The following is a 12,023-nucleotide window of genomic DNA, read 5'->3' as shown; positions in this document are numbered from 1 at the left end:
TGATCGGTAGCACATTTCTCGGCATAATTGTATGATGAATGCCTCCGTTACTTAGGACACTTATTATGCGCAATGTGATTACACTTTGCTGGCAATACCTACGGGCCTTTATCTTTATTTACCTGTGTTTATGGGCGGGTAACGCACTGTCCGCGCTGCTGCCAATGACCATTCCGGGCAGTATTATTGGCATGTTGATTCTGTTCGCCCTGCTGTCTTCGCAAATCCTGCCGTCTCGCTGGGTCAAACCCGGCTGTCATATTCTGATCCGCTATATGGCACTGCTTTTTGTACCGATTGGTGTCGGCGTGATGCAGTATTACGACCAGCTCAGTAAACAGTTTGGTCCTATTATTGTGTCGTGTTTTATCAGTACGTTAGTGGTCATGATCGTGGTGGGTTACAGCTCGCAGTTTGTCCATCGGGAACGCAAGATCGTCGGTTCGGTAGATGAACAGTCGGAGGACAAATAATGGAGCATATCTGGTGGTCGCTGCCTTTAACGCTGCTGGTGTTCTTTGGCGCGCGTAAGCTGGCGATTTGGTTGAAAATGCCACTGCTCAATCCATTGCTGGTATCTATGGTCATCATCATTCCCTTGCTGCTGCTGACCCATATGCCCTACGCCAATTATTTTAAAGGCAGCAAAATTCTGAATGACCTGCTGCAACCAGCAGTAGTGGCGCTCGCTTTTCCGTTGTATGAGCAATTGCACCAGATCCGCGCACGCTGGAAATCCATTATCACCATTTGTTTTATCGGCAGCATCACGGCGATGGTCAGCGGCACCGCGATAGCCTTATGGATGGGAGCAACACCGGAGATCGCCGCATCGGTATTACCGAAGTCTGTCACCACGCCTATCGCGATGGCAGTGGCAGATTCTATAAACGGCATTCCGGCTATCAGCGCCGTCTGCGTGATTTTTGTCGGAATTTTAGGGGCAGTATTCGGCCATACCTTGTTTAATCGGCTAAGAATTGTCACTAAAGCCTCCCGCGGGTTAGCTATGGGGACCGCTTCTCACGCATTGGGTACCGCCCGCTGCGCTGAAGTCGATTTTCAAGAAGGCGCATTTAGCTCACTGGCATTGGTGATTTGCGGGATCATTACCTCATTGTTGGCTCCGTTCCTGTTCCCGATATTGCTGCATTTATTCGGTTAAACAGGCTATTCGGTCAAACAGGTTTAATCGGCTAAATAAGCGCAATGAACACCAAATAAGTAATTTTAAGTATATAAATTTGAGATAAATCTCTCATTTAATATATTCATTGCATAAATTTCATATACAACGAGATCCGCATCACAATTAAGACTGCGCAAGCTGCCTAAAATAGTTTCCCGTTAATATTGGAGAGAATTTCTATGCAAGCACGTTTTCGCGCCCCACTGGCAGAGCTGCCAACAGCATTGCAATCCGCCCTGGAGCCACTGCTGAGCAACGATCATTTCCCTGCAATGCTTACCGCCGCAGAAGTCGAAACGGTAAAAACTCTCAGTGGGCTGAATGATGCAGAACTGGCATTCGCCCTGTTACCGCTGGCTGCCGCCTGCTCACTCACGCCGATATCCCATTTTAAAGTAGGGGCAATCGCTCGCGGTAAAAGCGGCAATCTGTATTTCGGTGCCAATATGGAATTCAACGGCGCACCGCTGCAACAAACCATTCACGCCGAACAGTGTGCCGTTACCCACGCCTGGCTGCGGGGAGAAGGCGGTTTAGTCTCCATTACCGTAAATTACACTCCGTGCGGTCATTGTCGTCAGTTTATGAATGAATTAAACAGCGGCACCGGTTTACATATCCATCTACCAGGTCGTCCAGCGGCAACGCTTGGTGACTATCTGCCTGATTCATTTGGCCCTAACGATCTGGAAATCAGCACATTATTGATGGATTCGGTCGATCACGGTTATCACCTTAATGATAGCGACGCTTTGGCTCAGGCCGCTCTGGAGGCCGCTAACCGCAGCCATGCACCTTATAGCCAGGCGCACAGCGGCGTCGCTCTGGAAGATACAAAGGGGGCAATTTTCGCCGGACGCTATGCGGAAAATGCCGCTTTTAACCCAAGCTTGCCTCCACTTCAGGCCTCGCTGATTCTGATGAATATGTCCGGTAGCGATTGTCTGACTGTGCGCCGCGCGGTTCTGGCTGAACCTGCAACGCCGGTATTAAGCCAGTGGGATGCAACTCAGGCCACGCTGGCGGCTATCGGCTGCACGGACGTTCGCCGCGCGACTTTCTAACCGCTTTAACCGCCCCGGATTTTTCTTTCCTCGCCGGGGCGCTCGTTTTCAGAGACTTTCCACCACCTGCTGCCGCAGCCAACGCTGATCTTCCTTGTGACTATTACGTGGATGCCAGATTTGCACAAAATCAAAGCTCGGTACGACAAAAGGCAGCTCAAGGCGTTGTAGCCTCATTGATTCTGGCTGAGTCGCTACGACCCGGCTGGCGATCGTCAAAAGTAAATCCGTCCCCACCACCGCCTGCGGTGCCACCAGAAAGTGCGGCATAATTGCGGCAATCCGTCGTCGAAGGCCCAATTCCGTCAGTGCCGCCTCCACTTCTCCCGCACTTTCGCCACGCATAGAAACCAGCAAATGCGGCTGAGCCAGATAATCATCTAGCGTTAGGCGCTTTTCATTCCCCAATGGATGATTCGCATCAGCAACACAGACAAAATGTTCTTCAAATAGCCTGCAACTGCTTAACCCAGCGGGCAAATGGGGAAACACACCCAGCGCCAGATCTAACTGCCCCGCAAGCACTTGCTCAACCATCTGCTCCCTGCTGAGCTGCACCACCACCAGATCGATGCCCGGAGCCTGCTGGCGTAACCGCTGAAGCAACCCCGGCAGCACAATGGCTGCACCATAATCAGATAACGCCATGCGAAAGCTTTGGCTAGCCTGCGCTGGAACAAATTGAGCAGAACCTACCAATTGTCGAACCTGCTCCAGGACCTGCTGCAAAGGTTCAACTAACTCAAGCGCCCGACGGGTAAGCTGAAAACCACCGGGCGCACGCACCAGCAACGGATCATCCAGCAAATAACGTAGCCGATTCAGCGCGTGGCTCACTGCTGGTTGGCTCATGTGCAACCGCGTAGCCGCTCGGGATACGTGCCGTTCACTGAGCAAAACATCCAATATAACCAGCAGGTTAAGATCTATGGCACGCAAATTATTCATGTAATGAATACTCACTAGATAAAATATCGATTATCAATCATTGAGTGAATAATGAATCATTTGACCGGTTAAGAGAACCTCAAGTTATTAACCGGAGAAATACTTATGACAACCACTGTAATCGATACCAATCATTCGCTCGATTTAGGGCTAAGCCACATTGCATTAGTGGTGCAAGATATTGATATCAGTCTGGATTTCTATCAGCGCTACGCCGGAATGACCCTGGTTCACCGTCGGGCAGGAGGCAAACCCGGTATGGAAGTAGCATGGATGACCGATCACAGTCGCCCCTTTGCTATCGTTCTAGTGCAATCTCCGGAGCTAAAAGACACAGCGTTAGGGCCTTTCGGACACCTCGGCGTTGCCTGCGCGAGTCGAGCACGAGTCGATGAATTGGTTGCTCTGGCCAGAGTAGAGGGTTGTCTGCGATCTGCACCGCAAGATTCCGGTGAACCCGTCGGTTATTGGGCGTATTTTGCCGATCCCGATGGCAATACGCTGGAAGTGTCATACGGCCAGCGCATAGAACTCACTGTTACAAACTCCCATAACGCATATAAATAAGCAAAATGAGTGCTAATGTTTAATAAATATGAGTTGTGTAATTAATTAACAGTTAAAGTAATCAGGCGCTTTAATAAGCGCCATTATTCGCGCCAATTAAAATCACTACCACGCTGATTTTTGCTCTTTAACTCTCATTTCTGTTGGCAATTGTTATAAATTGCTAACAAATGCTGTACATATTTTCCCTATCTCTTAGGATCGGAGTCAGTAACGGCTATCCGATAACGCTTAAGAGTAAAACTCATGGAACTTGAATACGAAAGTAAACGCCCGCTGTACATTCCCTACGCAGGGCCGATTCTGTTGGAATTTCCCTTATTGAATAAAGGCAGCGCCTTTACTGACGACGAGCGCAGCCACTTTAACCTGCATGGACTGTTACCTGAAGCAGTTGAAACTATTGAAGAACAGGCTGAGCGAGCGTATCGCCAGTACCAAGACTTCAAAAATGATGATGATAAACACATCTATCTGCGCAATATTCAAGATACCAACGAAACCCTGTTTTACCGCCTGTTGGAAGCGCATCTGAGCGAAATGATGCCCATTATTTACACACCAACGGTCGGGGAAGCCTGTGAGCATTTCTCTGATATTTATCGCCGAGCTCGCGGGCTGTTTATTTCCTATCCGAACCGCGATCGCATTGACGATATGCTGCAAAACGCCACCAAACAAAACGTTAAAGTCATCGTTGTGACCGATGGTGAACGTATTTTAGGTCTGGGCGATCAGGGCATCGGCGGCATGGGAATTCCCATCGGAAAACTGTCTCTGTACACCGCTTGTGGCGGTATCAGCCCGGCTTATACCCTGCCGGTAGTGCTGGACGTGGGCACCAATAACCCGCAACGCCTGAATGATCCGCTGTATATGGGCTGGCGTCATCCGCGTATTTCCGGCGACGAATATTACGAATTTGTCGATGAATTCATTCAGGCCGTCAAACGCCGCTGGCCAAACGTATTATTGCAGTTTGAAGATTTTGCCCAGAAAAACGCGACCCCACTGCTAAACCGTTACCGCGATGAGCTTTGCTGCTTTAACGATGATATTCAAGGCACCGCCGCCGTGACGCTGGGCAGCCTGATTGCCGCCAGCCGTGCCGCCGGTAGTCAATTGCGGGATCAAACCGTCACCTTCCTGGGAGCAGGTTCCGCGGGCTGCGGGATCGCAGAACAGATTATCGCGCAGATGATGTCCGAAGGCTTAAGTGAAGAAGAAGCTCGCAGCCGCGTGTTTATGGTCGATCGCTTCGGTTTACTGACAGATAAATTGCCAAACCTGCTGGATTTCCAAAGCAAGCTGGTGCAGAAAAGCGAAAATCTGCAAAACTGGGATTTGAAAAACGATGCTATCTCACTGCTGGACGTGGTTCGTCACGCCAAGCCAACGGTATTAATCGGCGTATCCGGCCAGCCGGGCTTGTTTACTGAAGAATTGATCCGCGAGATGCACAGCCACTGTGCGCGCCCTATCGTGATGCCGCTGTCGAACCCAACCTCACGGGTAGAAGCGCGTCCGGAAGATATTCTGAACTGGACGAACGGCGCAGCCTTGGTCGCCACCGGGAGTCCGTTCGCGCCGGTCAGCTACAAAGAGACTATTTACCCTATTGCTCAGTGCAACAACTCGTATATCTTCCCGGGTATCGGTTTGGGCGTATTAGCATCCGGTGCCCGTCGCGTTACCGATGGCATGCTGATGGCCGCCAGCCGCGCATTGGCCGACTGTTCTCCGCTGGCTATTCACGGTGAAGGGGCTTTACTACCGAATATCGATGATATTCAGGCTGTTTCCAAGAGTATTGCGATGCAGGTGGGTAAAGCCGCACAGTTACAGGGCGTGGCGACCGTCACCTCTGATAACGCACTGGCGCAGGCTATCGAACATAATTATTGGCAGCCTCAGTACCGAACCTACAAGCGTACCTCATTCTAGTTTTACCTCAACCTGCCCTCGGGCAGGTTAATCTCTATCCAGTTAGAGAAATCCTTGCTTTTTAATGACAAAAATCAGCTTAACTGCCCTCGTCACGTCTTGCGCCGCCGTATCAGGTAAAGTAGCCTTGCAGATAACCCCAAGCATCGACGCAACCAAGGCCCGAGAATGTGGAAACGCCTGATTTTCAGCTTATTTATCATCGCAGGATTGCTGATGGCGTCGGCTATTGTGCTCGATCGTTGGATTAGTTGGAAAACCGCCCCCTATATCTATGATGAAATTCAACAATTACCTCATCGTCAGGTCGGCGTGGTGCTGGGAACGGCAAAATATTATCGTACCGGCGTCATCAATCAGTTTTACCTTTACCGTATTCAAGGGGCGATTAACGCCTACAACAGCGGCAAGGTAAACTACCTGCTGTTAAGCGGCGATAATGCGCAGCAAAGTTATAATGAGCCGATGACCATGCGACGAGATCTTATTGCCGCTGGCGTGGCTCCTGCGGATATCGTGCTGGACTATGCCGGTTTCCGCACGCTGGACTCTATCGTTCGCACCCGCAAGGTATTCGACACCAACGATTTTATTATCGTCACGCAGCGTTTCCACTGCGAACGCGCGCTGTTTATAGCCATGCACATGGGGATTCAGGCGCAGTGCTATGCGGTTCCTTCACCGAAAAATATGCTTTCGGTGCGAGTCAGAGAGATTTTTGCTCGCTTGGGTGCATTGACTGACCTCTATATTTTGAAGCGCGAGCCGCGTTTTCTTGGGCCACTGATTCCTATTCCGGCTGTGCATATCGTGCCTGATGATGCTCAGGGTTATCCTGCGGTATCACCGGAACAATTGGTCGAACTGGAACATAAGCTGGCAGCTGATAAGCGAGAGAAATAACCTGATCCGCGAGCGTGCCGCACCTGGGTGTTGAACAACCGAGGTAGTAACGGGGGAGTGCGGCGAGGGAATCGAAGTGGCGTATGCCGCCGAAGCGTCCCTCGCGGCGCCAGAACCAAGAATCTCAGTCGCCATAAACTGTATAAAAAAACAAAAGCCAGCCGGATGACTCCTGACTGGCTTTTCTCTTAATCGAGACCGTCTTTCAATTAGCCTTTATTTCTTCTTGGCATATTTCAGTGAATCCAGCGCCACGGCGAAGATAATGATTCCGCCCTTAATAATGTACTGCCAGTAAGGGTTTACGCCGATATAGGTCAAACCGTAGTTAATGACCGTGAAAATAATAACCCCGGTGACCACGCCGAAGACCGTACCTACCCCGCCGCTAAAGGATACGCCGCCAACCACGCAGGCTGCGATGGCATCCAATTCATACATAAAACCGAGGTTGTTGGTGGCACTGCCGATACGTCCCGCTTCCAGCATCCCGCCGAAGGCGTAAAACACCCCGGACAATGCATAAATCATGATTAAGTTTAGCGGAACGTTAACCCCAGAAACTTTTGCCGCCTCTGGATTACCACCGATGGCGAAGATATTTTTACCGAAACGAGTTTTATTCCACAGCACCCAAACAAAGCCAATAGCAATCAATGCGTAAAACGTAATGTATGAGAGTTTAAAATCACCGAATCGCAGGAATCCCTGAGCAAATGAGGAAAACGCAGGATCGAAGCCGGCAATTGGAGAGGCGCCCACATAATCGTAATACAGGGAGTTGATTCCATAAACGATAATCATGGTGCCCAAAGTGGTAATAAACGGCGTGACGTTTAAATAGGCGATAATAATACCGTTAACCAAACCAATAATTGCGCCAATCAGACAGACAGTTAAAATAACGAATGGAATAGGTACGGTTTGTAAATCAGGGAAAACCTTATTCACATTATCCATCGCTTGTAACATAGTCGCGGCAACGACCGCAGCCAAACCGACCTGTCGTCCGGCGGATAAATCCGTACCCTGAGTCACAATTAACCCGGCAACGCCCAACGCGATAATAATACGTACTGAGGACTGAGTTAAAATATTACTTAAATTCATCAAACTTAAAAAAGTTGGGTCTTGGAAAATGATAATTGCCAGCAGCACCAGCAAAACTACATAAATCCCGCCCTCTTTAAGATAAGTGAGCAAGCTTTTCTTATTTAACGCATTCATAATAAGAACCTTCAACTAGATTAGAGGTGCAAGGATGCAAGACGCAATATTTCGTTTTGCGAGGTTTGCTTCGTTTCGACAATTCCCGCAACCAGACCGTTGCTCATAACCAGAATTCTGTCGGTGATCCCTAACAGCTCTGGCATTTCGGATGAAATAATAATTATCCCTTTTCCTTTTTTCGCCAGTTCGGTAATGAGCTGATAAATCTCAAATTTAGCCCCAACGTCAATACCGCGCGTCGGTTCATCCAGCATTAATATTTCTGGTTGAGTCAATAACCAACGGCCAATAATCACTTTTTGCTGATTTCCGCCGGAAAGTGAGCCAATACTGGTTCTATGGCCGGGAGTTTTTACCCGCATGGCATCAATCACCCATTGGGTATCGCTTTTCATCCGGCTATTATCCAGCAGACCAAATTTATTTTTATAATTACGAATATTAGAAATCAAGGAGTTGAAACCAATATCCAGATACGCATAGATACCGGTAGAACGGCGCTCTTCCGTAACCAACGCAAAGCCATGATTAATCGCTTCGTTGGCACTGTTATTATTGATGGATTTACCTTGTAGTTTGATGGTTCCGCTGATTTTCTCGCGAATGCCAAAGAGCGTTTCGACGATATCCGTGCGTTTCGCCCCCACTAAACCGGCAATGCCGAGAATTTCCCCTTTATGCAGATCAAAGGACACATCGCGAATTGAAGGCTGACGCAGTGAAGTCAGATTTTTAACTTCCAGAATAACTTCGCCGGGTTTATTTTGCCGATCGGGGAAACGCTGGCTCAGAGAGCGCCCGACCATCATCGAGATAATCTTATCCATATCCAGGCCGACCAGCGGCTGGGTGGCGATCCATTGTCCATCGCGTAAAATAGTAATTTCATCACACAGCTGGAATATCTCTTCCATCTTGTGAGAGATATAAACAATGCCACAGCCGCGGTCTTTTAATTTACGGATAATGGTGAACAAATGGTTCACTTCTTTTTCCGTTAGTGACGACGTTGGCTCATCCATAATAACGATTTTGGCATTGTAGGAAAAAGCTTTGGCTATTTCGACCATCTGCATTTGCGATACCGATAGCGTAGCCACTTTATCACGCGGGTCGATATCAATATCTAATTCATCAAAAATCGCTTTGGTATCTTTGTACATTTTGTCTTGATCGACAAAAATACCTTTGGTTGGATAACGCCCCAGCCACATGTTATCCATCACCGTACGTTGTAATACCAGATTTAATTCCTGATGTACCATTGAAACGCCATGCTCAAGAGCTTCCTTTGAGCTTTTGAATTCTATTTCTTCGCCCTGGAAGATAATGCTGCCAGAGTCTTTTTTATAGATACCAAACAGACACTTTAATAGCGTTGATTTACCGGCACCGTTTTCTCCCATTAAGGCATGGATAGAATGCGGTCGGACTTTTAAATTAACGTTATCTAATGCCTTTACGCCCGGAAATGATTTATTAATATTACTCATTTCCAGCAACCACTCGCGCGGCTGTGCTGTATTAATATCGGCCATAGCTACACCTGGCTAAAAAACGGCTTCGCATCATTGGCGATCAAAACCGCTTTAAAATAAGGATACCTGATAAAACCCGCTGATCCGCCCGGCCCCCCTGAGCGAAACGGAGCAGCAGGTAATAAATACTTATTTGGTAAATTGAGCCAGATTGTCTTTATCTACGCCCACGTATGGAATTCGCACAACTTTATTTTCCACTTTCCATTTAGTACCGTCAGTCGCGTCTTTGCCTGCGGCCAGATTTTTTGCTAAATCAAAGGTAGCTTTTGCCTGATTATTCGCGTCGTTCAACACTGTACCGGCCATTTGCCCGGATTTAACCAATGCCAATGCTTCCGGTAATGCATCTACGCCAAATACTGGAATATTGGTTTTGTTGTGCGCCTTTAAGGCTTCAACCGCGCCCATTGCCATTGCATCGTTGTTCGCGATAACCACTTCGATTTTGTTGGCATTAGGACCAGACAACCAGGCATCCATCTTGTCTTTCGCCTGCGCGGTATCCCACATCGCGGTATCTAATTGAAGCTGCTGAGTTTTAATGCCTTCTTTATCATTCAGCGTTTTAATCACGTAAGTGGTACGCGCTTCTGCATCCGGATGGCCCGGCTCACCTTTCAGCAGTACATACTGAATCTGGCCGTCTTTGTTCAGGTCCCACGCCGGTGAGGCTTTCCAGTGTTTGGCTATCAGTTCGCCCTGAATCACACCGGATTCTTTAGAATCAGTACCCACGTAATAAGCTTTATCGTAGCTATCCAAAGCCTTACGAGAAGGTTCTTTGTTGTAGAACACGATCGGGATATCGTTTGCGCGGGCTTTATCAATCACGACCGGAGCCGCCGCAGGATCAACCAGGTTGATTGCCAGCGCTTTCACGCCTTTCGCCAGCAATACGTCGATTTGGTCATTTTGTTTAGATTGGTCATTCTGAGAATCATTCATCAACAGCGTGACGTCAGGCGAACCTTTGGCTTCTTTTTCAATGGCTTTACGCACAACCGACATAAAGTTGTCATCGTATTTATAAATGGTGACGCCAATGCGGGTATCTGCTTGAGCGGCCGCGCCAAACAGCATGCTAGCGGCCAGAGTGGCTAAAGTGAAAACCTTCTTATTCATTTGTATCTCCGGGTTTATGTAGGGTAGTACAGGGTGATAACACCGTTGCCTTAGCGATAATCGAAACCATCGGTCAGAGCAGCTGACAACTGAATATCTATCGTCCTTGACCTCACTCAACTCCGAAAAAGCTGTGTAAGTAGCCTGCCACCAGCGAACATATCAGTGCTTAACGGTCAGTTTCCCGAGAAAGCACCGCTTACCGCGAGTGAAGGCAAAACAACATCACACTATCTGCGGGGTCATTACCGGTAATTTGCCTTACCTCAGCGGTAAAATTGCGATCCAGGCAGAGAGAAAACGAATAAAGCATAGACGGGGCTTTGTTAATAATCTGTGAATTTTCTCACAGATTGAAAACGGTTACACAATAATAAATACTCAACTAGTGAGCGATGCCACAGTTTGGCAGGAAGTAACGGAGTGACGCGGAACCAACGTCGGCTGGAAGCAATAGCTGGCATTATCCTCTCGCGATTGACTGGCACCGGAGAGGGCTAATTCAGTAGCTAAAATTGCCATTGAAACAATAGGATAGAGGACCGTGGTGAGTTTTGGACTGGTATAGCGCGCAATAGGAATATCATCAAAACCCACTAGGGAAAACTGCTCCGGGACGATGATACCGTTTTCTTTTAGCACCGCCAGCGCCCCGGCAGCCATAGAATCGTTGTAGGCAAAAACCGCGCTCAAATTGAGATTGCGACTCAGCAAATCGATCATCGCCGTTTCTCCACCGGCCAAATCCGGCGTAGCGTAGGTACGCCAACTCTCCTGCGGGTAAACCCCTGCTGCTTCCAAAGCCTGAATATAGCCGTGCTGGCGCTGAATCACATCGTCAATGGGGTGGTTAGAACCAAGAAAACCAATGCGTCTGTGGCCGTGTTTCAACAGTAATCGGCTGGCCATTTGCGCACCGCTAACGTTATCCAGCCCAACGCAGCGTGATTCGTAGCCGGGAATGATTCGATTTATTAATACCATTCCGGGAATTTGATCCAAAAAAGCGATCAGTTCCGCATCATCTAACGCTTTGGCGTGAACCACCAAAGCATTACAGCGCTGGCGGATCAGCACTTCGATAGCATGGCGCTCTTTGTCAGCCTGATGATAGCCATTACCAATTAATACATACTTATCATGCTGTTGCGCTACGGTATCGACCGTTTTGACCAAGGCGCCAAAAAAGGGATCGGAGACATCCATGACCACCACGCCAATGGTGTCACTACTTTGGTTCGCGAGTGCCTGAGCATTGGCATTGGGGCGATACCCCAGCTCGGCCACCGCTTTAATCACTGCGGCCTGCGTGGCCGGACGGATCGCCGCACTTTTATTCAGCACTCGGGATACCGTAGCGAGAGAAACGCCAGCCAGTTTGGCAACATCACGAATAGTAATGGAATTGACTGTGGCCATAGAAACATCGCCCTGTGGTGAGGAAGGCAGCGCATTCATTCTGCATACTGCCGATATTGGCACTTATCCTAACCAGTTTAGGGTTGCGACTACGTG

At 48.6% G+C, this 12,023-nt stretch carries 11 protein-coding genes; 6 read left to right on the top strand and 5 right to left on the bottom strand.

Annotated elements, in window-relative coordinates; translation table 11 throughout:
- The first annotated feature begins 65 nt into the window (after positions 1-65).
- The 3 genes from ACQ4OC_RS00620 to cdd all read left to right on the top strand — a co-directional run bounded on the left by ACQ4OC_RS00620 (position 66) and on the right by cdd (position 2,253).
- Complete coding sequence (locus ACQ4OC_RS00620) at positions 66-473, top strand: CidA/LrgA family protein (RefSeq protein WP_064512737.1); 408 nt, start codon at positions 66-68, stop codon at positions 471-473.
- Complete coding sequence (locus ACQ4OC_RS00615) at positions 473-1,165, top strand: CidB/LrgB family autolysis modulator (protein WP_064512736.1); 693 nt, start codon at positions 473-475, stop codon at positions 1,163-1,165. The genes ACQ4OC_RS00620 and ACQ4OC_RS00615 overlap by 1 nt, the downstream gene beginning before the upstream one ends.
- Before the next feature lie 203 nt (positions 1,166-1,368).
- Positions 1,369-2,253, top strand: a complete 885-nt coding sequence (gene cdd / locus ACQ4OC_RS00610) for a cytidine deaminase (protein ID WP_064512734.1) — start codon at positions 1,369-1,371, stop codon at positions 2,251-2,253.
- Between the two features lie 48 nt (positions 2,254-2,301).
- Here cdd and ACQ4OC_RS00605 read toward each other — a convergent pair whose 3' ends face one another.
- Complete coding sequence (locus ACQ4OC_RS00605; RefSeq protein ID WP_430970839.1) at positions 2,302-3,201, bottom strand: LysR family transcriptional regulator; 900 nt, start codon at positions 3,199-3,201, stop codon at positions 2,302-2,304.
- A gap of 105 nt (positions 3,202-3,306) precedes the next feature.
- Here ACQ4OC_RS00605 and ACQ4OC_RS00600 point away from each other — a divergent pair, with 105 nt between their 5' ends.
- The 3 genes from ACQ4OC_RS00600 to sanA all read left to right on the top strand — a co-directional run bounded on the left by ACQ4OC_RS00600 (position 3,307) and on the right by sanA (position 6,615).
- On the top strand, positions 3,307-3,768 hold the full coding sequence (locus ACQ4OC_RS00600) for a VOC family protein (RefSeq protein WP_430970838.1): 462 nt from the start codon (positions 3,307-3,309) through the stop codon (positions 3,766-3,768).
- Between the two features lie 246 nt (positions 3,769-4,014).
- Entirely contained in the window at positions 4,015-5,712 is a 1,698-nt protein-coding gene (locus ACQ4OC_RS00595) for an NAD-dependent malic enzyme (protein WP_120805965.1), read from the top strand.
- Positions 5,713-5,880: 168 nt separating this feature from the next.
- Positions 5,881-6,615, top strand: coding sequence for an outer membrane permeability protein SanA (gene sanA, locus ACQ4OC_RS00590; protein ID WP_064512726.1), 735 nt, complete (start codon positions 5,881-5,883; stop codon positions 6,613-6,615).
- A gap of 216 nt (positions 6,616-6,831) precedes the next feature.
- Here the strand turns inward: sanA and mglC are convergent, their stop codons facing one another.
- The 4 genes from mglC to galS all read right to left on the bottom strand — a co-directional run bounded on the left by mglC (position 6,832) and on the right by galS (position 11,927).
- The gene (mglC, locus tag ACQ4OC_RS00585; RefSeq protein ID WP_049596609.1) at positions 6,832-7,842 is read right to left on the bottom strand and encodes a galactose/methyl galactoside ABC transporter permease MglC; all 1,011 of its coding nucleotides are present in this window, start codon (positions 7,840-7,842) and stop codon (positions 6,832-6,834) included.
- 20 nt (positions 7,843-7,862) lie between these two features.
- Positions 7,863-9,383 (bottom strand): galactose/methyl galactoside ABC transporter ATP-binding protein MglA, encoded by a 1,521-nt coding sequence (mglA, locus tag ACQ4OC_RS00580; RefSeq protein WP_430970837.1) that lies wholly within the window; start codon positions 9,381-9,383, stop codon positions 7,863-7,865.
- Between the two features lie 129 nt (positions 9,384-9,512).
- A complete protein-coding gene (gene mglB / locus ACQ4OC_RS00575) occupies positions 9,513-10,508 on the bottom strand; it encodes a galactose/glucose ABC transporter substrate-binding protein MglB (RefSeq protein WP_064512723.1) in 996 nt (331 codons plus the stop codon).
- Between the two features lie 381 nt (positions 10,509-10,889).
- Positions 10,890-11,927, bottom strand: a complete 1,038-nt coding sequence (gene galS / locus ACQ4OC_RS00570; RefSeq protein ID WP_064518199.1) for an HTH-type transcriptional regulator GalS — start codon at positions 11,925-11,927, stop codon at positions 10,890-10,892.
- Between the last annotated feature and the right edge of the window lie 96 nt (positions 11,928-12,023).

Source organism: Yersinia sp. J1, assembly GCF_050586585.1.
Lineage (GTDB): Bacteria > Pseudomonadota > Gammaproteobacteria > Enterobacterales > Enterobacteriaceae > Yersinia > Yersinia entomophaga.
Note: the sequence above shows the minus strand (reverse complement) of the source record. Positions and strands in the feature narration are given on the sequence as shown.